A 23,453-nucleotide genomic window follows, 5' to 3' on the forward strand; every position below is an offset into this window, starting at 1 on the left:
CTTACGCGCTCGGCGGCGTGTCAATCGCGCTGGCGGGAAAGCGCGGCTCTTTGCCGGAAATTGCCGCATGACGCATCCCGCCGGGGCGGCCGGCGCCGAGTGTTTCGGCGCCGGTCTCCGCGCTCACGAATCATTGGCGGCGGAGGGCGAAGGAGCCTCGTCGGCGAAGACGACGCCGCCCCGCCCGCTGCGTTTTATCCTGTAGAGCGCCGCATCGGCGCGGGCGGTGAGATGCTCCAAGGTCTCGCCGTCGCGGGGAGCGAGAGCGACGCCTATGCTGACGCCGATCTGAATCGTCCGCCCCTCGATCTCATAAGGCGCGGCGAGGACGCGAATGATCCGTCGCGCCAGCAGAAGCGCCTCGTCCGGGTGGCGGACGCCGGCCTGGACCACGACGAACTCATCGCCGCCGAGCCGCGCCGCCGTGTCCTCGCGCCGCACCATGGTCAGCAGGCGCGTCGTCGCGGCGCAGAGCAGGAGATCGCCGGTCGAATGGCCATAGGCGTCGTTGACGGCCTTGAAGCGGTCGAGATCGAGGCAATGGACCGCCAGAGATTCGTCGTCGCCGATCGCCGCCAGGGCCTCGTCGAAACGCTCCCGCAATTGCACGCGATTGGCGAGGCCGGTCAGATCGTCGTGACGCGCCATTTTCGCGAAATCGAGCTTGGCGATGATCTGTCGGCGCGTCCCCGCATGGGTGCCGGACGCCCATAGGAGCCCGACGACGGCGAAGGTGGAGAGAAGCAGCGCCTGCAAGACGAAGCCGAGGACGACGTGAATATCCGTCGCCTGCGCCGCGCGGCCGATAAAGCCGACGACCGTCGGCGTCGCCGACAGCGCCAGGCCGATGGCGCAGAGCCGCGGGCGAAAGGCGACGTTGGACACGACGCCGCCGGCGAAGACGAAGGCGAGCCCCGAGGTCAGCATCGGGACCAGCGACGAGTCGGGCGGATGCGCCATCATCAGGCCGCGCGCGTTGATCGCGCCGAGCAGCGCCGCGAAGGAGAAGAGGCCGAAGGCGTAGCGACGCTCCCAGACCCGCGCCTCATCGGCCAGGATCGTCGCGCTCGCCGTCCGGCGCCGATAGGTGAGAACGAGGAAAATGCTCGCTATATCGACTGCGATGCCGGCGAGCGTCAGCGCGAGGAGCGCGAGATCCTGCTTCCGCGCGGCGAGCAGCAGGCCGACGCTGGCCAGAGCGACGCCCATGAACGCCACCGGCATGACCGGGCGGGCGACCATATCGACCAGCTCGACATAAGCGGCGTCGGGAAGCGGCGCCGAGTTCCGAGAGGTTTGTCCGAGACGCCGCCACATGCACACCGCCAACGCTGTCTCATCTATGGCCGGCGGCTTTCCTGTCGAGCGGCGCGCGCATCTCGGTTTTCCTCATGTCTTGATTTCCGATAAGACGACGTATATAGATATCTTTATATCTAGTCAGCGAAGCCCATGACCCACTCTCGACGCCCCCTTTCGCTCGAACCTGCTCTCGCCGCGCTCAATGCGGCCGGCGAGGAGACGCGGCTGCGCCTGCTCGGCCTGCTCGCCGAGACGGAGCTGACCGTCAGCGAGGCTGTCGCCATTCTCGGCCAGTCGCAGCCGCGCGTCTCGCGGCATTTGAAGTTGCTCGTCGAGGCCGGCCTCGTCGAGCGGCGCCGCGAAGGCGCCTGGGCCTTCTTCCGTCTGGCGGCCGCGGACGCGCCGGGCGAGATCGCCCGCAGCGTCGTTTCCTGGCTCGATCCGCTGGACCCGCGCATCGCCGGCGACCGCGCCCGGCTCGCCGAGGTGCGGCAGGCCCGCTCCGAAAACGCCGCCCGCTATTTCGCCGAGCATGCGCGCGAATGGGACGCCATACGCTCGCTGCATGTGCCGGAGGCGCAGGTCGAGGCCGCCATTCGCGACGCTGTGGGCGAGAAGCCGCTGCGCCGGCTGCTCGATCTCGGCGCCGGCACGGGTCGCATGCTGGAGCTGTTCGCCCCGCAGGCCGAGCAGGCCGTCGGCGTCGATCTCTCCTCCGCCATGCTCGCCGTCGCCCGCGGGCGGCTCGAGAAAGCCGGCGCGCGCAATGTGCAGCTGCGCCAGGGCGACATGTATGCGCTCCCCATAGAGCGCAACAGCTGCGATCTCGTGATCGTCCATCAGGTTCTGCATTATCTCGACGATCCCGGCCGCGCGCTGCGCGAGGCGGCGCGCACGCTCGCGCCCGGCGGTCGAATGCTGGTCGTCGATTTCGCGCCGCATCGCGAGGAGACGCTGCGCGATCAGCACGCGCATCGCCGCCTCGGCTTCGCGCAGCAGGAGGTCGCCGCGCTGCTGGAGCAGGCGGGGCTCGAAGTCCTGCGTCATCGCGACCTCGCGCCATCGGCCGACGACGGCGCGAAGCTCACCGTATCCCTGTGGCTGGCGCGCGATCCGCGCGTCATCGCCGATCCCTTGCCCAAAGCCAGCTTCGAGACCGCATGATGTCCGACAATCGCAGCCTGTGGCCTCCGGGCCATTTCGATATCTCCTATGAATTCTTCCCGCCGAAGACTCCGGAGATGGAGACCCAGCTCTGGGACTCGATCGCGCGCCTCGCGCCGCTGAAGCCCAAATTCGTCTCCGTCACTTACGGCGCCGGCGGCTCCACGCGCGAGCGCACGCATAATATCGTCGCCCGCCTCGTCGCCGAGACCGACATTCTGCCGGCCGCGCATCTGACCTGCGTCTCCGCCTCGCGCGAGGAGGTCGACGAGATCGTGCGCGGCTATTGGAGCGTGGGCGTGCGCCATATCGTGGCGCTGCGCGGCGATCCGCCGACCGGCGTCGGCACGACATTCGAGCCGCATCCTCGAGGCTATCGCAGCTCCACCGAGCTGGTGCGCGGCATTCGCGCGATCGGCGATTTCGAGATTTCCGTCTCCACCTATCCGGAAGGCCATCCCGAGAGCCGCAGCATCGAGGACGATCTCGACGCGCTCGAGGCCAAGATCGACGCCGGCGCGACGCGCGCCATCACGCAATTCTTCTTCGAGAACGACGTCTATTTCCGTTTTCTCGACAAGGCGTGCGCGAGGGGAATCAAAATCCCCATCGTGCCCGGCATCATGCCGGTGCAGAACTTCAAGCAGACCGCCAATTTCGCGCGCAAGGCCGGCGCCAGCGTGCCCGACTGGCTCGCGCATCGCTTCGAGGGATTGGACGACGACCCCGTCACCCGCCGGCTCATCGCCGCGGCGGTCGCCGCCGAGCAGGTGCTCGGCCTCGCCGAAGGCGGCGTCAAGGAATTCCATTTCTACACGAACAATCGCGCCGATCTCGTCTTCGCGATCTGCTATCTTCTGGGCGTGCGCCCCGTCACCGAGAAAGTCGCAGCATGAGTTTCGACACGAACCACGGACCAAAGATTCTCGCGGCGCTGGAGAAGGCGGCGAGCGAGCGCATTCTCGTGCTCGACGGCGCCATGGGCACGATGATCCAGCGCCACAAATTCACCGAGGCCGACTTTCGCGGCGAGCGCTTCCGCGACCATCCGAAAGATCTGCGCGGCGACAATGATCTGCTGACGCTGACGCAGCCGGCGGCGATCAAGGCGATTCATCGCGCCTATCTCGAGGCCGGCGCCGACATTATCGAGACCAATACATTCTCCTGCACCTCTATCGCGCAGGCCGATTACGGGCTCGAGCATATCGTCTATGAGCTGAACCTCGAAGGCGCGCGCCTCGCGCGGGAGGCCGCCGATGAAGTCGCGCGCGAGACCGGCGTTCCGCGTTTCGTCGCCGGCTCCATGGGCCCGACCAATCGCACGGCGTCGATCTCGCCGGACGTCTCCAATCCGGGCTTTCGCGCCGTCACTTTCGACGATCTGCGCGCAGCCTATCTCGAGGAGGCGCTCGGCCTGCTGGAGGGCGGCGCCGATATTCTCCTGATCGAAACCATTTTCGACACGCTGAACGCCAAGGCCGCGATCTATGCGGTGGAGGACGCTTTCGAGAAGGTCGGCACGCGCTTTCCGGTGATGATCTCCGGCACGATCACCGATCTGTCCGGCCGCACGCTCTCCGGCCAGACGGCGGCGGCGTTCTGGAACTCGATCCAGCACGCGAAGCCTTTCTCCATCGGCTTCAATTGCGCGCTCGGCGCGCGCGAGATGCGCCAGCATATCGCCGAGGTCTCGCGCATCGCCGACACGCGCGTCTGCGCCTTCCCCAACGCCGGCCTGCCCAATGAATTCGGCCTCTATGACGAGAGCCCGGAATATATGGCCGAGCTGGTCGGCGAATTCGCGAAATCCGGCCTCGTCAATGTGGTCGGCGGCTGCTGCGGCACGACGCCGCCGCATATCGCCGCCATCGCCGCCGCGATGAAAGGCGTCGCGCCGCGCGAGATTCCCGAAATCGCGCCGCTGCTGCGCCTCGCCGGCCTCGAGCCTTTCACGCTGACCAAGGACATTCCCTTCGTCAATATCGGCGAGCGCACCAATGTCACCGGCTCGGCCAAGTTCCGCAAGCTGATCACCGCCGGCGATTTCGCCGCCGCGCTGGATGTGGCGCGCGACCAGGTGGCCAATGGCGCGCAGGTCATCGACGTCAATATGGACGAGGGCCTGCTCGATTCGAAAAAGGCGATGGTCGAGTTCCTCAATCTGCTCGCCGCCGAGCCCGATATCGCGCGCGTGCCGGTGATGGTCGATTCGTCGAAATTCGAGGTGATCGAGGCCGGCCTGCAATGTCTGCAGGGCAAGGGCGTCGTCAATTCCATCTCGATGAAGGAAGGCGAGGAGAAATTCATCGAGGCGGCGACCAAGGTGCGCCGCTATGGCGCCGCCGTCGTCGTGATGGCCTTCGACGAAGCGGGACAGGCCGACACTTTCGCGCGCAAGGTGGAGATCTCCAGCCGCGCCTATAAGATCCTCGTGGAGCAAGTGGGCTTTCCGCCGCAGGACATCATCTTCGATCCTAATATTTTCGCCGTGGCGACGGGCATAGAAGAACATTGCAATTACGGCGTCGACTTCATCGACGCCGCGCGCGCGATCAAGACGACGCTGCCGCATGCGCATGTGTCGGGCGGCGTGTCGAACCTCTCCTTCTCCTTCCGCGGCAATGAGCCGGTGCGCGAGGCGATGCACTCCGTCTTCCTCTATCACGCCATCGCGGCGGGGATGGATATGGGCATCGTCAACGCCGGCCAGCTCGCGGTCTATGAGAAGATCGACCCCGAGCTGCGCGAGGCCTGCGAGGATGTGGTGCGCAATCGCCGGCCGGACGCGACCGAGCGCCTCGTCGACATGGCCGAGCGTTTCAAGGGCGCCGGCGCCAAGGCGGCGGAGAAGGACGCCGCCTGGCGCGAGGCGAGCGTCGAGAAGCGGCTCGAATATGCGCTGGTCAATGGCGTCGCCGATTATGTCGAGCAGGATGTGGAGGAGGCGCGGCTCGCGTCCAAGCGTCCGCTCGATGTGATCGAAGGCCCGCTGATGGCCGGCATGAATGTCGTCGGCGATCTCTTCGGCCAGGGCAAGATGTTCCTGCCGCAAGTGGTGAAATCGGCGCGCGTGATGAAGGCGGCTGTCGCGCATCTCCTGCCCTACATGGAGGAGAACAAAGAGACGCGCTCCACCGCCGGCAAGATTCTTCTCGCGACGGTGAAGGGCGACGTCCACGACATCGGCAAGAATATCGTCGGCGTCGTGCTCGGCTGCAATAATTTCGAGATCATCGATCTCGGCGTGATGGTGCCGACCGCCAAGATTCTCGAGACGGCGAAGCGCGAGCAGGTCGACATCATCGGCCTCTCCGGCCTCATCACGCCCTCGCTCGACGAGATGTGCTTCGTCGCCTCCGAGCTGGAGCGCGAAGGTTTCTCGGTGCCGCTGCTCATCGGCGGCGCGACGACGAGCCGCGTGCATACGGCGGTGAAGATCAGCCCCAATTATGTGGCGGGCCAGGCCGTCTATGTGACCGACGCCTCGCGCGCGGTGGGCGTCGCTCAGGCGCTGCTGTCGCTGACGACGCGCGAGACCTATGTCGCCAAGACGCGCGAGGACTATGAGAAGGTCGCCGAGGCCCATGCGCGGGCGCAGATCGACAAGCAGCGCGTCTCCCTCGCATCCGCGCGCGCCAATGCGCTGAAGATCGATTGGAGCGCTTACGAGCCGCCGAAGCCGAGCTTTCTCGGCGCGCGCGTCTTCGCCTCTTACGAGGTGGCGGAGCTCGTTCCCTATATCGATTGGACGCCTTTCTTCCAGACCTGGGAGCTCAAGGGTCGCTATCCCGCCCTGCTTGACGATCCCGAGCGCGGGCCGGCGGCGCGGCAGCTCTTCGATGATGCGCAGGCGATGCTGGCGCGCATCGTGGAAGAACGCTGGTTCAATCCCAAGGCCGTCATCGGCTTCTGGCCCGCCAACGCCGTGGGCGACGACATAGCGCTCTACACCGGCGAAGGGCGCGTCGAAAGACAAGCGACGCTGCATACGCTGCGCCAGCAGCTCACGCGCCGCGACGGCAAGCCCAATGTGGCGCTGTCCGATTTCGTCGCGCCGGAAGGCTCCGGCAAAGCCGATTACCTCGGCGCCTTCGTCGTCACCGCCGGCGCGCAGGAGGCGAAGATTTCCGAGCGCTTCGCCCGCGCCAACGACGACTATGGCGCGATCATGGTGAAGGCGCTCGCCGATCGTCTGGCGGAGGCCTTCGCCGAGCGCATGCACCAGCGCGCGCGCCGCGAGTTCTGGGGCTATGCGGCCGATGAGACGCACACGCCGGAGCAGCTGCTCGCCGAGGATTATCGCGGCATCCGTCCGGCTCCCGGCTATCCGGCGCAGCCCGACCATACGGAGAAGGCGACGATCTTCCGCCTGCTCGAGGCCGAAAAGCGCACCGGCGTGGCGCTGACCGAGAGCTTCGCGATGACGCCGGCGTCATCGGTCAGCGGACTCTATTTCGCGCATCCGCAGGCGCATTATTTCGGCGTCGCCAAAGTGGAGCGCGATCAGGTGCAGGATTACGCGGCGCGCAAGGGCGTCGCCGTCGCCGAGATCGAGCGCTGGCTCGCGCCCGTGCTCAATTACGAGCGCGCGGTCGGCGTCGTCGTCGAGCCGGCGGAGTGAGGCGCCTCGGCGCTCTTCCGTCTCCCGCCCTGAGGGAGACGGAAGCGCGCGCTCGACGAGGGCTCGTCAGCCGCCGAGCGCGGCCTTGACTGCGGCGCTCGCCTTGCCGAAGTCGATGCGGCCGGTATATTTCGCCTTGAGCGCGGCGACCACCTTGCCCATATCCTTGATCGAGGCGGCGCCGGTCTCGGCGATGGCCGCCTTTATCGCCTCGGCGACCTCGGCCTCGCCGAGCTGCTGCGGCAAATAGGCGGCGATCACCGCGATCTCGGCGCGCTCCTTCTCGGCGAGCTCGGGACGGCCGCCCTTTTCGTAGATTTCCACCGATTCCTGGCGGCTCTTCACCATTTTCTGCAACAGGGCGAGAATATCGTCGTCGCCGAGAGTCTTGCCCGTGACGCGCGCCTCTATGTCGCGATCCTTGAGCCCCGCGGTGATCATGCGGATCGTCTCGACCTTCTGCTTTTCGCCGCTCTTCATCGCCGTCTTGAGGTCGGCCGTGAAACGTTCGCGCATTGTATTTCCACTTCGCAGTGAAATGTTCTAGGGGAAGGCGGGCGCCCGATGGCGGCGCGCCGACGGATGAGCGTGAGGCATAGAGCGCGGATGAGCCCGGATCAAGACGCAGCGACGGGGTGGCCGATCCCGGTCCACACGGGGGTTCTGGTTCTTGCGAGCGGCGAGGCGATTTTCGGCTTCGGCTTCGGCGCCGTGGGCTCGGCCGTCGGCGAGGTCTGCTTCAACACCGCCATGACCGGCTATCAGGAAATCCTCACCGATCCTTCCTACGCCGGGCAGATCGTCACCTTCACCTTTCCGCATATCGGCAATGTCGGCGTCAATGACGAGGACGTCGAGACCGTCGACCTCGACAAAAGCTCCGGCGTGCGCGGCGTGATCGTCGCCGCGCCGTCGAGCGATCCGTCCAATTATCGCGCGCTGCGGCCGCTCGGCGAATGGCTGGCCGCGCGGGGAATCGTCGGCCTCTCCGGCATCGACACGCGCGCGCTGACGACGCTGATCCGCGAGAAGGGCATGCAGAACGCCGTCATCGCTTTCGCGCCCGACGGCGTCTTCGATCTCGCCGCGCTGCGCGCCGAGGCCGCCGCCTGGCCGGGCATAGACGGCATGGACCTCGTGCCCTCCGTCACCGCGCCCGCGCGCTTCGACTGGGACGAGACCGTCTGGCGGCAGGCCTCCGGCTATGGCAAGCGCGACGGGGTCAAGCTCCGCGTCGTCGCCGTGGATTATGGCGTCAAGCGCAACATTCTGCGGCTGCTGGCGGAGGCGGGCTGCGAGGTGATCGTCGTGCCGGCGACGACCAGCGCGCAAGAGATTCTCGCCCTTTCGCCGGATGGCGTGTTCCTCTCCAACGGCCCGGGCGATCCGGCCGAGACCGGCAAATACGCCGTGCCGACGATTCGCGCGCTATTGGCGCAGAAGGTCCCCACCTTCGGCATTTGCCTCGGCCATCAGATGATGGCGCTCGCCGTCGGCGCGAAGACGCAGAAAATGCCGCAGGGCCATCACGGCGCCAATCATCCGGTGAAGGATTTCACCACCGGCAAGGTGGAGATCGTCTCGATGAACCACGGCTTCGCCGTGGATCGCGACAGCCTGCCGGCCAATGCGCAGGAGACGCATCGCTCGCTGTTCGACGGCTCCAATTGCGGCATCGCGCTCTCCGACCGCCCGGCCTTCTCGGTGCAGCACCATCCCGAGGCCTCGCCCGGCCCGCAGGACAGCCATTATTTGTTCGCGCGCTTCGTCGATATGATGGAGAAGGCGCGGGCGTGAGCCGCGCGGCTCACTTCTCCTTGCGCGACATCGCCTCGTAATAGGCGCGCAATATCGCATTCATGCGGGGCAAATGGCCGGTGACTTGAACCAGTCGAGCACGTCGGCGTCGATGCGCAAATGCACCGACGCTTTGCGCTCACGACGCCGAACGCGCATCGCGCGCGCCCAGAACGCCTCGCCCAATTCCTCCGCCTCGGGCGCGTCGGCGCGCGTCTTCGACAGGCCTTTCGCCCGCGCGGCCTCAATCTCGGCGAGAGAGAATTTCTTGATAGAAGCGTTCCCTGTCACGGCGATTGGCCTTCTGCGCGCTGATGATGCGGATCCCGTCGACACGCATCGTATAGACCGCTCGATAGACCACGCCGTCGGCATGTCCGATCGCGATCCAGCGTTCCTCGCCGTAATCTTCGCGATCGTCCATGAGTTCGACGTGTCGCCACGCAAGCGCCCGATGCGCAAACCATCGAGATCCAGTCGTCGCCGACCGAGCCCTCACCCCAGCGCGATCGCCGACACCAGCCGCCCGTAATCCGGCTCCGCGCGATGCACGCTGCGGCGATAGCTGAAGCAGCGCGTCTCATCGGCGTAAGTGTCGATGCGCAAATTCTCGAAAGAGGCGACATTCGCCGCCTCGACGCGCCGCGTGATGAAAGCGGGCAGATCGAACATGGAATGGCCCGCGCGCGTCGATGGCGCGAAAAAATGCGCGAAGCCCGCATCCTCCGCCAAAAACCGCTCGACGAACTCGCCGCCCACCTCATAGCTCGCGCGGCCGATCGCCGGGCCGAGCGCGACATGAATATCGGGGCGATGCGCGCCGCGCGTCTCCATCAGCGCGATCGTCGTCTCGATCATGCCGGTGAGCGCGCCCTTCCATCCCGCATGGCAGGCGCCGATGACGCCGGCGCGGGCGTCTGCGAACAGCAGCATGCCGCAATCGGCGCCGGTGACGCCGAGCGCCAGCCCCTCGACATCGGTGATGAGCCCGTCGCAGCGCGGCCGCGCCTCGTCGCTCCACGGCTCGGCGACATAGAGCGCGTCGCGCGAATGAATCTGATAGGGCACGAGCAGCCGATGCGCCGCGGCGCCCAGACGCCGCGCCATGCGCGCGCGATTCTCGGCGACGCGCGCGGCCTCGTCGCTGGAGCCGACCCCGCCATTGAGCGAGGCGTAGACGCCCTCCGACACGCCGCCCGCGCGGGTGAAAAACGCGTGCCGCACGCGCGGCAGAGCGAGATTGCCTGCGCCGAGCGCCGCGAGCCCGTCACTCACGGAAAAACCCCGGCAGCAGCGGCATGTCGGGATGCGTCACGGCGATCGCCTTGAACAATTCGCCCATATCGCGCTTGGGATCGCCGGCGCCGGTGAGACGCGCGAGCGCGACGTCGATCTCGGCGCGCTGCTCCTGCGTCGCGCGCTTCTTCAGCGCCTCCGCGCGCTCGACGACGCCGAGCTGACGCAGAAAAGCGCCCTGCGTCACCGGCCCTTGCACGGTCGCGCCGACGGCGGTCGCGGCTCTGGCGAGCGCGGCGAAATCGACATGGGTGGTGAGATCGGCCTCGCCCGGCGCCTCCAGCGGATCGACATAGGCGTGGCGCGCCACCGCCTGCAATGTCTCGCCCAGCGCCGTCTGCGCATAGCCATAATCGACGACGAGCAGCACGCCGCCCTGCGCGACGAGACGCGCGGCGATGTCGCGCATGATGCGCGCGCCGATCGCGCCGATCTCGATGACCGAGCCCTCCGGCGCCGCGACGGCGAGATCGGACTCGACGCCCTCGCCGACGCCGAAGGCGAGCGCGCCGCTCTCGTCGAGGCCGATGAGCCGCTCGCTCCAGCCGCGCTCCGTCTGCACGAAATGGCGCACCGGCAGCGCGTCGAAAAACTCATTCGCGATAATGATCGCCGGTCCCGGCGGGACTTGCGCGACATCCGCGCTCCAGGAGACGGACGTCGGCGCCGCGGCGAGCGTCTGTCGCTGCCGCGCCTCGAGCGCCGGGCTCGTCTCGACGAGATGCGCGTCGATCGCGGCGAGAAAATCCGGCGCGATGCGCGCGACGCGCAACGCATCCGCCATCAGCGTGCCGCGTCCCGGCCCGAGCTCGACGAGACGCGTCGGCGACGGCGCGCCCGCCGCGCGCCATGCCTCCTGCGCGAAGAGGCCGATCAGCTCGCCGAACATCTGGCTGATCTCCGGCGCGGTGATGAAATCGCCGCTCGCGCCGAAGGGATCGCGCGTCGTGTAATAGCCCTTGGTCGGATGCGACAGGGCGATCGCCATATAGCGCTCGAGCGTGATCGGCCCTTCCTGCGCGATGAGCTCGATAATGTCTTCGCGCAAAGCGCTCATGCTTCGACTCTTTGCGGGCGCAGCGCATAGGCGACGAGCGCGGCGCCGACGAGGATCATCGGCGCCGACAGCGCCATTCCCATGGTGAGGCCATTGTCCAGCGCCTCGGAGAGCGGGTCCGGCTCGCGGAAGAACTCGCTGACGATGCGCGCGACGCCATAGCCCACGCCGAACAGTCCCGTCGCCAGGCCCGGCCGCTTCAGCGCGCCGCGCTGCGCGGCGATGGCGAGCAGAATATAGAGCGCGACGCCCTCGAGCCCCGCCTCATAGAGCTGGCTCGGATGGCGCGGCGCGTCGCCGGCGCCGGGAAACACCATGGCCCAGGGAACGTCGCTCTCGCGGCCCCACATCTCCGGCTTGATGAAATTGGCGAGGCGGCCGAAGAATATGCCGATCGGCGCGACTGTCGCGCAAATGTCGCTGATGGTCAGGGCGAAAATCTTCTCGCGCCAGGCGAAGCCTGTCATGCCCACGACCGCGCCGATGAGCCCGCCGTGAAAGGCCATGCCGCCCTTCCACGTTTTGATGATCTCTTCGGGATGGGCGAAGTAGAAGGCCCGCTCATAGAAGAGCACATGCCCCAGGCGTCCGCCGATGATGACGCCGAGCGCGACATAGACGAGCAGATCGTCGAGACGCTCGGCGGAGGGATGAGCGGTCTTTCCCCAAAGATGCTCGCGCGTCACCAGCCGGCGCGCATAGAGCCAGCCGAGCGCGAGCCCGGCGATATAGGCGAGCGCATACCAGCGTATGGGCAGCGGCCCGAGCTCGACCAGAACCGGGTCGATCATCGGAAAGGGGAGCGCGAGGAAGGGCATGACGACTCGTGGTTGCATCCGATGGCCCCGAGATTAGAGCGCTTTTTGCTCGAACGGAATCATTCGCGCGATCAGAAATCGCTCCAAATGAAAAATTAGTCCGGGTTTCCGATCCGTCGGGCCCAAAAAACGCGACGAGCCTGCGATTGCCGGCCGGTCATGACCGACGGGTCGCCCTCGCCTCTCCCTCACTTCGCCTCGAATGCTCCAGGACGGCGGAGGGCGCCCTGACGCTCCAGCATCCAACCGGGATATTCCGCCGCCAGAGCGCTCACCGCATCGAGCGTCGCGAGATCCTCGGCGCTCAGCGTCAACTTCACTGCGGCGAGATTCTGCTCGAGCTGATCGATGCGCCGCGCGCCGATGATGACGCTGGTCACGAAGGGCTTGGCGAGCACATAGGCGAGCGCGACCTCGGCCACGCTCGCGCCCTGCTTCGCGCCGATCTCGCGCATCGCGGCGACGCAAGCCCAGGCGCGATCCTTGTCGACCGGCGGAAAATCGAAGACTGCGCGGCGGCCTTGCGCATCCTCTGGCGCGCCGGGGCCATATTTGCCCGAGAGCAATCCGCCGGCGAGCGGCGACCACACCATGAGGCCGAGCTTCTCCTCCGCGAGCAGCGGAACGATCTCGCGCTCGAGATCGCGGCCGGCGATCGAATAATAGGCCTGCACCGTCTCATAGCGCGCGAAGCCCAGACGCTCCGAGACGCCGAGCGCCTTGGCGATGCGCCACGCCTGCCAATTGGAGAGGCCGATGTAGCGCACCAGCCCGCGCGACACGAGATCGTCGAGCGCGCGCAATGTCTCCTCGATCGGCGTCACCGCATCATTGCCGTGGATCTGATAGAGATCGATGTGATCCGTCTGCAGCCGCTCGAGGCTCGCCTCGACGCTGTCCATGATATGCCCGCGCGACGCGCCGCGATCATTGGGGCCGGAGCCCGTCTCGCCATAGAATTTCGTGGCGATGACGACATCCTTGCGCGTCACGCCGAGATCGACGAGCGCCTGACCGACCATCTTCTCCGAGCGGCCGAAGGAATAGACATCGGCCGTGTCGATGAAGTTGACGCCCGCCGCGAGCGCGCGCTCGACGATGCCAGTCGCCGCCTGCTGATCGACATCGGCGATCGCGCCCCATATTCCGGAGCCGCCCGCCTCGCCGAAAGTCATTGCGCCGAGGCAGATTTCCGAGACGAAAAGGCCCGTGCGGCCGAGCTGATTGTATCGCATCACGCCGCCTTCGCTTGCGCGCCGAACTTGCCGTAGAAGCTCTCGCCCGTCTTCGCCATCTCGCGCAGCTCTGCGGGCGCGGCGAAGCGCTCGCCATATTTCTGCGTGAGCGCGTCGCAAATGGCCACGAAGGCGGCGGTTCCGATCCCGTCGATATAAGAGAGCGTGCCGCCGGTGAAGGGCGCGAAGCCGAAGCCGAGGATGGAGCCGACATCCGCCTCGCGCGGATCGGTGACAACGCCTTCGAACAAAGTGCGCGCCGCCTCCACCGCCTGCACGACGAGGAAACGCTGCTTCAGCTCCTCCACATCGATGGCGTCGGGATCGAGCTTCTTGTCGGCGAGCGCCGAGAGGCCGGGCCACAGGCTCTTCTTTCCGCTCGCCGGATAATCATAGAATCCCTTGCCGTTCTTGCGGCCGAGACGCCCTTCCTGCTCCACCATGAAATGCAGCACGCGCTCCTGCGTCGGATCGACGGCGGCTTCGCCGAGGTCCTTCTTGGTCGCGAGATGAATCTTCCAGGCGAGATCGAGCGCGATCTCGTCATTGAGCGACAGCGGCCCGACCGGCATTCCGGCCATGCGCGCGCAGGTCTCGATCATCGCCGGCGGCACGCCCTCGGTCAGCATGATATGCCCCTCGCGCACGAAATTCAGCACGCAGCGATTGGCGTAGAAGCCGCGCGTATCGTTGACGACGATCGGCGTCTTCTTGAGGACGCGCACGAAATCGAGCGCGGTCGCGACGGCGCGGTCGCTCGTCGTCTTGCCGCGGATCACCTCGACGAGCAGCATTTTCTCGACCGGCGAGAAGAAGTGAATGCCGACGAAATTCTCCGGGCGAAGCGACGTCTCGGCGAGCGAGGTGATCGGCAGAGTGGACGTGTTCGACGCGAAGATCACATCGGGCCCGACGATGGCTTGCGCTTTCTTCGTCACCTCCGCCTTCACGCCGCGCTCCTCGAACACGGCTTCGACGATGAGATCGGCGCCGGCGAGATTTTCATAATCCGGCGTCGCGGTGATGCGCGCGAGCAGCGCCTCCTTGTCGGCGGCGGTGGCGCGCCCACGCGACACCTGGCCGGAGATGAGCTGGTCGATGACGGCCTTGCCCTTGTCGGCGCTGTCCTGATCGCGATCGATCAGCACCACCTCCATGCCGGCGAGCGCGCTGACATAGGCGACGCCCGCGCCCATGAAGCCGGCGCCGAGCACGCCGATCTTCTTGAATTTCGTCGGCGGAATCTCCTTGGGCCGATGCGCGCCTTTTTCCAGCTCGTTCTTGGAGAGGAACAGCGAGCGGATCATCGCCGCCGCCTGTTTCGAGCGCAGAATATGCGCGAACCAGCGCGCCTCGACGCGCAGGCCGAGGTCGAAGGGCAGTTGCAGCCCCTCGAACACGCTGTGCAATATCGCCTCGGCGGCCGGATAATTGTCGAAGGTCTCGCGGCGATAAATGGCGTTGGCGGCCGGCCACACCATCATGCCGCCCGGCGAAAAGACGCGGCCCGACGGCGGCTTGAAGGCTTCCACATCCCACGGCGCCTTGCCCTTGCCGCCATCGACGATCCAGGCGCGGGCGCGATCGACAATCTCGCCTTCCGGCGCGAGCGCATGCACGAGGCCGGCGGATTTCGCCTTGGCGGCCTTCAGCTGCTCGCCCTTGAACAGCATTTGCAGAGCCTCGCCGGTCTGCATCAGCCGCGCGACGCGCTGCGTGCCGCCGGCGCCGGGGAACAATCCCACCTTGATTTCCGGCAGGCCGACCTTGGTCTTGTCCGAGTCGGAGAGCACGCGATAATGACAGGCGAGCGCCAGCTCGAAAGCGCCGCCGAGACAGGCGCCGTGAATGGCGATGGCGAAGGGTTTGCCATTGGTCTCGAGCTTGCGATAGAGCAGCGACAGTCTACGCGCGCCCTCGAAGAACTGCTTCATCGCAGCCTCCTCGCCCTGCTCGCGCACGGCCTTCGCGTATTCCACCGCGCTCTTCTGCAGCATGGAGAGATCGGCGCCGCCGGAGAAGGCCGGCTTGCCCGATGTGATGACGCAGCCCTTGATCTGCGGATCGCTCGCCACCGTGTCGATGACTTGTTCCAGCTCGTCCATCACCTCGAAGGTGATGACGTTCATCGAGCGGTCGGGCATGTCCCAGGTGAGCAGAGCGACGCCATCGGCGCCGGTCTCGAAACGGAAATTGACGAGGTTCATCGGGTCGCTCCCGCAGGCTTGAAATTCACACGCGCTCGATGATCGTCGCCGTGCCCATGCCGGCGCCGATGCAGAGCGTCACCAGCGCCGTGGACTTGCCGCTGCGCTCCAATTCGTCCAGCGCCACGCCCACCAGCATCGCGCCCGTCGCGCCGAGCGGATGGCCGAGCGCGATGGCGCCGCCATTCACATTCACCTTGGCGTCGTCGAGGCTGAAAGCCTGCATGAAGCGCAGCACCACGGCGGCGAAAGCCTCGTTCACCTCGATGAGATCGATGTCGGAGAGGCTCATGCCGGCTTTGGCGAGAAGCTTCCTGGTCACATCCACCGGCCCGGTCAGCATCAGCGCCGGCTCCGAGCCGATATTGGCGAAAGCCCGCACGCGGGCGCGCGGCTTCAGGCCGAGGCGCTCGCCGGCTTGCGCGGAGCCGAGCAGCACGGCGGCGGCGCCGTCGACAATGCCCGACGAATTGCCGGCGTGATGGACATGGTTCAGCTTCTCGACATCCGGATGCGCCTGTATCGCGACCGCGTCGAAGCCCGCCTGCTCCGCGAAAAAAGCGAAGGCCGGCTTCAGCGCCGCGAGCGACTGCATGTCGGTCGAAGGCCGCATATGCTCGTCACGATCCAAAATGGTGAGGCCGTTGACGTCCTTCACCGGCGCGATCGATTTCGAAAAGCGCTTCTCCTCCCAGGCGCGGGCCGCGCGCTGCTGCGACTGCACGGCGTAAGCGTCGACATCGTCGCGCGAGAATCCATATTTCGTCGCGATGAGATCGGCCGAGACGCCCTGCGGCATAAAGTAGGAGGGAATGGCGATGGTCGGATCGACCGGCCAGGCGCCGCCAGAGGCGCCGATGCCGACGCGGCTCATGCTCTCGACGCCGCCGCCTATGGTCAGCTCGTGCTGGCCGGACATGATCTGCGCTGCGGCGAAGTTCACCGAATCGAGACCGGAGGCGCAGAAACGGTTGATCTGCACGCCGGGAACCTTGTGCCCATAGCCGGCGGCGATCGCCGCGGCGCGCGCAATGTCGCCGCCCGCCTCACCCACGGGATCGACGCAGCCGAGAATCACATCGTCGACAGGCGCGCCGGCGAGCCGATTGCGGTCCTTCAGCGCGGCCAGAGCGGTGACGGCGAGACCGAGGCTCGACACCTCATGCAGCGCGCCATCCGGCTTGCCGCGCCCGCGCGGCGTGCGCACGGCGTCGTATATATAGGCTTCGGGCATGAGGAACTCCGTTCTTCTCGGGAGCGGCTCGTAAAACGAGATCCAAGTCGATGAATGAAGGTTCCTGATCCCTCATCCTGAGGAGCCGGCGCAGCCGGCGTCTCGAAGGACGAGGGATCAGGAAACCGTCACGCGCCGCCTTCTGGAGCTCGCCCTGCTGCTTTCGAGACTCGCCTTGCAGGCGCGCTCCTCGGCATGAGGGCGAGGGTTGCTGTCGATCGGCATGTCGTCTTCCGCATCAAAACATCTCCGCCGGCAGGCTCATCACCGTATCCGCGCCCGCCGTGATCCGCGCCAGACGGAAGCCCGTCTCGGGCAGCATCTTCTCCATATAGAACCTGCCCGTCGTCAGCTTGGCGTCGAGAAAGGCGCCGTCGCCGGGCTGCTCCTTCTTCTTGTCCAGCGCCGTGCGGGCGATGCGCGCCCATATGTAGCCGAGCGCCACGCGGCCGAAGAGATGCATGTAATCATAAGACGCCGCGGCGCCATTGTCGGGCTTGGCGAGCGCGTGCTGCATCAGCCAGATCGTGGCCTTTTGCAAATCGCCGAGCGCGGCCTTCAGCGGCTCCACATAAGGCTTCATCTGCTCGTCGGCGCTCTCGCGGCTCGCGAAGTCATTCACCTCCGCGAAATAGGCCATGGCGGCGCGGCCATTGTCCTTGGGCAGCTTGCGGCCGACGAGATCGAGCGCCTGAATGCCATTGGCGCCCTCATAGATCATGGTGATGCGCGCGTCGCGCACGAATTGCTCGACGCCATTCTCGTCTATGTAGCCGTGCCCGCCCCATATCTGCTGCGCCTTCACCGCATTCTCGAAGCCGAGATCGGTGAGCACGCCCTTCAGCACCGGCGTCAGCAATCCGAGCCGATCCTCCGCGGCCTGGCGCGCCTCGGCGTCCTGCGAGCGATGCGCGACGTCGCTGTCGAGCGCCGCCGAGAGGGCGAGGCCGCGCGCCGCCTCGTTGAAGGCCTTCATCTCCATGAGGCCGCGCCGCACATCCGGATGCACGATGATGGGATCGGCGACGCCGCCGGTTTTCGCGCCGGACAGCGCGCGTCCTTGCAGACGCTCCTTGGCGTAGGCCGCCGCATTCTGATAGGCGACCTCCGATTGCGCGAGCCCTTGCACGGCGACGCCGAGCCGCGCCTCGTTCATCATCACGAACATCGCATTGAGGCCCCGATTGGGCTCGCCGACGAGAAAGCCCCTGGCGCCGTCATAATTCATCACGCATGTGGCGTTGCCGTGAATGCCCATCTTATGCTCGAGCGCGCCGCAGCGCACGGCGTTGCGCGGGCCGAGAGAGCCGTCGGCGTTCACCTCGTATTTCGGCACGATGAACAGCGATATGCCCTTCACTCCCGCCGGCGCGCCTTCGATGCGCGCGAGCACGAGATGAATGATGTTCTCGGCGAGATCATGCTCGCCGGCGGAAATGAAGATCTTCTGCCCTGTAATAGAGTAAGAGCCGTCCGCGCGCGGCGCCGCCTTCGATGTGAGCAGGCCGAGATCGGTGCCGCATTGCGGCTCCGTCAGATTCATCGTTCCGGTCCAGCGGCCGGCCGCCATCGGCGGGGCGAAGAGGCGCTTCTGCTCCGCGTCGCCATGGCGCAGCAGCGCCGCCAGCGCGCCCTGGGTCAGGCCCGGATACATCGCGAACGCCATATTGGCGGCAGAGGCGAACTCGTTCATCACCACGGCCAAGGTGTAAGGCAGGCCCTGTCCCTCATATTCCGGCGGAACCGCCAATCCGACCCAGCCGCCGGCGACGAACTCCCGATAGGCCTCCTTGAAGCCCGCCGGCGTCGCGACATCGCCCGCCGCATCGAGCCGGCACCCCTCGGCGTCGCCGCTGCGATTCAAAGGCTGCAGCCGCTCCTCGCAGATTTTCCCCGCCTCGCCGATGATCTGGGCGAGCACGTCCGGCGCGACATCGGAGAAGCCGTTCAAATTGCCGTAACGCTCGAGATGCAGAACGTCGTTCAACAGAAACAAGGCGTCGTCCACGGGGGCTTTGTAGATCGGCATGAGCGGCTCTCCCTGCGCGGATCGTTTGCTTTCTCTAGGTATTCTTTCGATATAGGCGTTTTCCCGGTCGTCGGACGACGGGATGCGGACTATGCGCCCCCATGGTTACGAAATCGCAACCCGGCCAGATTCCCGCGCCGGAGGGCAAGTCCTTCATTGGACGTATGAATCACGGTTCGGAGAACGCTCTCTGCGCAGCAATAGGTAGAGAGCCGCACCCTCTGGCGCAATAGGCCGCGCGCCGGTCGGCCCCGCGCAAGGATTAACCATTTATTAACCTTATCCGAAGGAAAGTCCCTCGCGACGGCGTCCCCCGCCATCACAGCGTTCCGGCGCGATTCGCGCCTCGAGTCGTCGCTCGTCCAGTTTCCTCACGCCTGCACGGGTCGAGCCCGCCGGATATCCGATGACAGAGGTATTTCCTTTCAGCTTCAAAGGCATACATCACGAGACGCGCGACGTCGCCCGCGCTGCGGCGCGACGGTCGGGCAAGAGCCTGTCCGATTGGCTCGATGATGTGATCCAAGAAAAAGCGAACATCGACGACCGCATCCCGGCCGACGACGACGACGAGCCGACCGCTCCGGCGCGCCGACGCGCTCTGCGCTCGCGCATCTATGGACGCACGGATCGCGGCCGTTTGCGGCGCGACGCCACGCCGAGACGCGACATGCGCGACGACGAGGCGGACGATGATTTCGCTCCCGCGCCGCTGCGCGGCCGCGGCGAGATCGACGCCAAATCCATTGTGGACGACGCCGTCGCCCTCTTCGAGCGGCGCTCCGCCGAGAGCGAGCGCAAGACGGCGCACGCCCTCTCCGGCCTCGCCAAGCTGATCGACCGCAATCATTCGAGCCGGGCCCGCCTCGGCGACGATATCGGCGCCGTGATGGAGCGGCTCGGGCGGATCGAGGAGCGCGTCGCCACGCGCCCGGACGAAGGCGTCAAGCCGATCCGCAACGCGCTGGCGCGGCTCGAGGCGCGCATCGACAGCCTGTCCGGCGACGATCGCGCCTATGAGTTCGAGAGCGCGCTCGGCGCGCTCGACCAGCGGCTCGCCGATATAGCGGCGCGGCTCGACGAAGAAGCCGAGGAGCGCCGCATCGCGGCCTCGCGCCAGCAGCAAGAGCGCGAAAGACAACAGGAACGCGAAAGACAGCAAGAGCGCGAGAGACTGCAAGAGCGCGAGAGGCTGGAGCGCGAGAGACTGCCCGAGCGTCGCGCCGCGACGCGGCGGCCTCTCGCGGACGCTGTCGCCGAGATCACCGAGCGCCAGCGCGCGCTCGAGGAGCAGGCCGGCGGACGCGACGGCGAGCTCGCCCTCGCCAGATCGGCCATCGAAGCGCGTCCGACGATTTTCGACGGCCTCGCCGAATCGATCGAGTCGCTCTCGCGACAGCTCGCGTCGTCCCGCGCCGAGCAGAACGTCCAGGGTGAGCAGCAGGCGGCCGTCGTCGCCCAGATCGATCTCTTGCGCTGCGATCTCGAGGGGCTCTCCCGCGCCCTCGTCGATCTCGCGCCGCGCGCCTCCGTGGTCGCCGTCGAGACCGCCCTGCGCGAGCTCGTCGAGCGCGTCGAGGCGCAGCGCCTCTATGGCGTCGAGGAAATGGTGCTGGCGCCGGTCGAACGGCTCACCGCCGATTTGAGCGCGATCTTGCGCGATCTCGATCCGGGCCGCATCGTCGCCGTCCTCTATGAGGAAGTGCGCGCGCTCGGCGACAAGCTCGCCGAGCACCACGCCGAAGGCGGCGCCGATCGCGCCGCGCTCGACGAGATCGCCGGCGAGACGCGCGAGATCCACGAGCTGCTGAAGGCGGTCTCGCGGCGTCCGCTGCCGATCGAGAAGCTCGAGGCCGGCATAGCCGCGTTGACCACGCAGGTCGACGAGCTGAGCGCCGCCGGGGCCGATGTCGCCACGGCCAAGGATGTGAGCGAGCTCGTCCAGAGCATTCGCTCGATCGTCTCGACCGAGATCGGCGGCTCCTTCGCCGCTCTGGAGCGCCGGCTCGAATATTTCGCCGCCAAGCTCGACTCCATCTCGACGAAATCGGGCGGCGGCAAGCGCTTCGACGAGATCAACGAGCGCATCGAGCAGGTCCACAAATCGCTCGCCGCGCGCATCGAGCGCAGCGGCTCGGGCGTCGACGTCAATCAGGTCGAGCAGCTCTTCGCCTCCTTCGCCAAGAAGATCGACGCGGCGGCCGAAGCCAAGATCGTCCATCCCGTCGACGAGCTCGGCCGCAAGATCGAGAAGCTCGAGCAGCGCCTCCAGCCCGCCGCCGCGAATGCGAATTCCGCCGAATCCGAGCAATTGCGCGAGATCGCCAAGAATATGAGCGCGCTGCGCTCCGAGCTCGAGCGCAAGGATCGCGGCGGCTCGGGCGTCGATCCGAATCAGTTCGAGCGGCTGTTCACCTCGCTCGCCCAGAAGATCGACGCGGCGACCGAGGCCAAGATCGTTCATCCGGGCTTCGACGAGCTCGGCCGCAAGATCGAGAAGCTCGAGCAACGGCTCCAGCCGGTCGCCGCCAGCGCGCAGAAATCCGCGGGCGCCGACCATATGCGCGCGCTCGCCGAGCGCATCGACCATGTGCACGCCGAGCTCGCCGCGCGCATCGATTCCACCACGCGCCGGCGCGCCGACGACGCCAATCTGCAATTGGCGGAGCTGGTCGGACAGCTGGCGCAGAAGATGGACGCGGCGCTGGACCCGGAAGCCGACCGCACCAGCTTCACCGCGCTGGAGCAGCAGATCGGCCGCCTCGCGGAACGGCTCGACCGTTCCGACATGAACGTCGATTCCTTCTCCGCCATAGAGCGCGCTCTGGGCGCGCTGGCGACCAAGGTCGAGGAGACGCGCAGCACGACCGTGCGCGTCGCCGAGATCGCCGCGCGGGAGGCGGCGCAGGATGCGCTGCGCGACGCGACCGCGCATGGAGGCCTGCAGGACGCGCTGGAGAAGGAGCTCGCCGAGCTCCGCAATTTCCAGGACGAGGCGGGCCATCGCACCAATCAGACGCTCGCCGCCGTGCATGAGACGTTGGAGCGCGTCGTCGAGCGCCTCTCCATGTTCGAGGACGAGCTCACCGATCTGCGCAAGGTGAAGCCCGCCGCGGCGGAGCCGTCGCGCGCCAAGGACGGCGCCGATCCGCGCCGCGCCGCGCGCGTGAAATCGGCGGCCCCGGTCTCCGATGTCGAGGATATTCTGCTGGAGCCCGGCGACCGCCGTCCGCGTCGCGAGCCGATGGTCGGCCAGGAGGACGAGCGCTCCGGCTCGGTGCAGCAGGACTTCATCGCCGCCGCCCGCCGCGCCGCCCAGCAAGCCGCGGTCGACGCCCAGGCCGCCGCTGCGCAGGGCAGCAAGGCCGCGAAAAAAATCGCCGCCGAGCGCGCGACCAAGCAGGAGTCCGAACGCGTCGCCGCGAGCGGCGGCGGCGTCACCGCCGTCGGCGCGGCGCTGCAATCGCGCCGCCGTCCGCTGCTGCTCGGCGTCGGCGTGCTGGTGCTGCTCTACGGCGCCTATCAGATCGCCCGCGTGACGCTCGATTCTCCGGCGCCGCAGGCCTCGGCCGTTCAGGCCGAGCCGAGCGAGGCCGCGGCCGCCGCCGAGACGCCGGCGCCCGAGGCCTCCGCCAGCGCCGCCGAGTCGGCCGCCACGGACGACGCCGCCAAGAGAGAGGGCGCCGCCGCCGAGACCAATGTGGCGCCGCCCGCCGCCGTCTCCACCACGCAGCCGACGGCCAAAGCGTCCGCTTTCACGCCGGCCGTGGCGCCGCGATCGCTCGGCGTGCAGGGCTTCACGCCCGGCGCGTCCGGCCTCGGCGCTTTCTCTCCCACTCCGCAGGCGCCGATCCCCGGACGCTTCGGCTCCCAATCGGTCGATCCCAAGTCGGTCGATCCGATGCCCGTCGGCGCGATCGGAACGCCCGCGGCGACGCCGCCCGCGCCCCCGCGCCAGGATGTGCTCGCGACGATCAAGGAGATCGCCGCGGCCGGCGACGCCAATGCGCAATATGAGGTCGGCCTGCGCTACGCCGAAGGGCGTGGCGGCGCGCCACGCGATCCGAAGACCGCCTTCCAATGGTTCGCGAAGGCCGCCGACAAGGGTCTCGCGCCGGCGCAATATCGGCTCGGCTCCATCTATGAGAAGGGCATGGGCGTCGACCGCGACTACGGCAAGGCGCTGTCTTGGTACAAGCGCGCCGCCGACGCCGGCAACGCCCGCGCCATGCATAATCTCGCCGTGCTCTACGCCAGCGGCGGCGATGGCAAGCCGGATTACGATCAGGCGGCGCAATGGTTCCGCAAGGCGGCCGAATATGGCGTGCGCGACAGCCAGTTCAATCTGGCGATCCTCTGCGCCCGCGGGCTCGGCGTTCCGCAGAATCTGGCGCAGTCCTATCTGTGGTTCTCGGCCGCCGCCGCGCAAGGCGACGAGGATGCCGGCAAGAAGCGCGACGAAGTGCGCGCCCGCCTCGACTCCAAGGACCTCGCCGCCGCCAAGGCGCTCGTCGACGGCTTCCGCCCGAAGCAGCCGGACAGCGCCGCCAATGACGCCCCGCCGCCGCCCGGCGGCTGGGAGAACGCCAGGGCCCCCGCCAAGCCGGACGCCAAGCCGGAGACGAGGCCCGCCGGCAAGCCGAAGGTCTCCGCGCTCTAGAATGGTCTCCGCGCTCTAGAATGGTCTCCG

The 23,453-nt window shown here is 67.1% G+C and carries 16 protein-coding genes; 5 read left to right on the forward strand and 11 right to left on the reverse strand.

Translation table 11 applies throughout. From position 1 onward, the window contains the following. Window positions 1–123: 123 nt before the first annotated feature. Window positions 124–1,317, reverse strand: a complete 1,194-nt coding sequence (locus VIF40_RS08305; protein ID WP_331937057.1) for a GGDEF domain-containing protein — start codon at window positions 1,315–1,317, stop codon at window positions 124–126. 135 nt (window positions 1,318–1,452) lie between these two features. Here VIF40_RS08305 and VIF40_RS08310 point away from each other — a divergent pair, with 135 nt between their 5' ends. The 3 genes from VIF40_RS08310 to metH are packed head-to-tail and all read left to right on the forward strand — an operon-like array spanning window position 1,453 to window position 7,090. Next, window positions 1,453–2,466, forward strand: a complete 1,014-nt coding sequence (locus tag VIF40_RS08310; RefSeq protein WP_331937058.1) for a metalloregulator ArsR/SmtB family transcription factor — start codon at window positions 1,453–1,455, stop codon at window positions 2,464–2,466. Continuing rightward, window positions 2,466–3,362 carry a methylenetetrahydrofolate reductase [NAD(P)H] gene (gene metF, locus VIF40_RS08315; RefSeq protein WP_331937094.1) on the forward strand — a complete coding sequence of 299 codons (897 nt, stop codon included), beginning with the start codon at window positions 2,466–2,468 and terminating at the stop codon, window positions 3,360–3,362. Before VIF40_RS08310 ends, metF begins: the two co-directional genes overlap by 1 nt. Beyond that, window positions 3,359–7,090 carry a methionine synthase gene (metH, locus tag VIF40_RS08320; RefSeq protein ID WP_331937059.1) on the forward strand — a complete coding sequence of 1,244 codons (3,732 nt, stop codon included), beginning with the start codon at window positions 3,359–3,361 and terminating at the stop codon, window positions 7,088–7,090. The genes metF and metH overlap by 4 nt, the downstream gene beginning before the upstream one ends. 66 nt (window positions 7,091–7,156) lie before the next feature. Here the strand turns inward: metH and VIF40_RS08325 are convergent, their stop codons facing one another. Further along, window positions 7,157–7,606 carry a GatB/YqeY domain-containing protein gene (locus tag VIF40_RS08325; RefSeq protein WP_331937060.1) on the reverse strand — a complete coding sequence of 150 codons (450 nt, stop codon included), beginning with the start codon at window positions 7,604–7,606 and terminating at the stop codon, window positions 7,157–7,159. Between the two features lie 90 nt (window positions 7,607–7,696). Between VIF40_RS08325 and carA the strand changes: the two genes are divergently transcribed. Next, the gene (carA, locus tag VIF40_RS08330) at window positions 7,697–8,887 is read left to right on the forward strand and encodes a glutamine-hydrolyzing carbamoyl-phosphate synthase small subunit (RefSeq protein ID WP_331937061.1); all 1,191 of its coding nucleotides are present in this window, start codon (window positions 7,697–7,699) and stop codon (window positions 8,885–8,887) included. A gap of 60 nt (window positions 8,888–8,947) precedes the next feature. Here the strand turns inward: carA and VIF40_RS08335 are convergent, their stop codons facing one another. The 9 genes from VIF40_RS08335 to VIF40_RS08375 form a co-directional block, all read right to left on the reverse strand. Further along, complete coding sequence (locus VIF40_RS08335) at window positions 8,948–9,073, reverse strand: BrnA antitoxin family protein (protein WP_331937062.1); 126 nt, start codon at window positions 9,071–9,073, stop codon at window positions 8,948–8,950. A 58-nt stretch (window positions 9,074–9,131) separates the two neighbouring features. Further along, window positions 9,132–9,386, reverse strand: a complete 255-nt coding sequence (locus VIF40_RS08340; RefSeq protein ID WP_414684773.1) for a BrnT family toxin — start codon at window positions 9,384–9,386, stop codon at window positions 9,132–9,134. After that, complete coding sequence (locus VIF40_RS08345) at window positions 9,383–10,162, reverse strand: polyphenol oxidase family protein (protein ID WP_331937064.1); 780 nt, start codon at window positions 10,160–10,162, stop codon at window positions 9,383–9,385. Before VIF40_RS08345 ends, VIF40_RS08340 begins: the two co-directional genes overlap by 4 nt. Next, window positions 10,155–11,240, reverse strand: coding sequence for a class I SAM-dependent methyltransferase (locus VIF40_RS08350; protein WP_331937065.1), 1,086 nt, complete (start codon window positions 11,238–11,240; stop codon window positions 10,155–10,157). Before VIF40_RS08350 ends, VIF40_RS08345 begins: the two co-directional genes overlap by 8 nt. Next, a complete protein-coding gene (gene lgt, locus VIF40_RS08355; protein WP_331937066.1) occupies window positions 11,237–12,058 on the reverse strand; it encodes a prolipoprotein diacylglyceryl transferase in 822 nt (273 codons plus the stop codon). The genes VIF40_RS08350 and lgt overlap by 4 nt, the downstream gene beginning before the upstream one ends. Before the next feature lie 188 nt (window positions 12,059–12,246). After that, window positions 12,247–13,293: an aldo/keto reductase gene (locus VIF40_RS08360; RefSeq protein WP_331937067.1), complete on the reverse strand. Its 1,047-nt coding sequence runs from the start codon at window positions 13,291–13,293 to the stop codon at window positions 12,247–12,249. After that, entirely contained in the window at window positions 13,293–15,500 is a 2,208-nt protein-coding gene (locus VIF40_RS08365; protein ID WP_331937068.1) for a 3-hydroxyacyl-CoA dehydrogenase NAD-binding domain-containing protein, read from the reverse strand. Before VIF40_RS08365 ends, VIF40_RS08360 begins: the two co-directional genes overlap by 1 nt. A gap of 25 nt (window positions 15,501–15,525) precedes the next feature. Then, window positions 15,526–16,734 (reverse strand): acetyl-CoA C-acetyltransferase, encoded by a 1,209-nt coding sequence (locus VIF40_RS08370; protein ID WP_331937069.1) that lies wholly within the window; start codon window positions 16,732–16,734, stop codon window positions 15,526–15,528. A 238-nt stretch (window positions 16,735–16,972) separates the two neighbouring features. Beyond that, window positions 16,973–18,763 (reverse strand): acyl-CoA dehydrogenase C-terminal domain-containing protein, encoded by a 1,791-nt coding sequence (locus VIF40_RS08375; protein ID WP_331937070.1) that lies wholly within the window; start codon window positions 18,761–18,763, stop codon window positions 16,973–16,975. 406 nt (window positions 18,764–19,169) lie between these two features. On the opposite strand from VIF40_RS08375, the gene VIF40_RS08380 reads away from it, so the two are divergent. Then, window positions 19,170–23,423 carry a hypothetical protein gene (locus tag VIF40_RS08380; protein WP_331937071.1) on the forward strand — a complete coding sequence of 1,418 codons (4,254 nt, stop codon included), beginning with the start codon at window positions 19,170–19,172 and terminating at the stop codon, window positions 23,421–23,423. Window positions 23,424–23,453: the final 30 nt, after the last annotated feature.

It is taken from the genome of Methylosinus sp., assembly GCF_036560965.1.
GTDB lineage: Bacteria > Pseudomonadota > Alphaproteobacteria > Rhizobiales > Beijerinckiaceae > Methylosinus.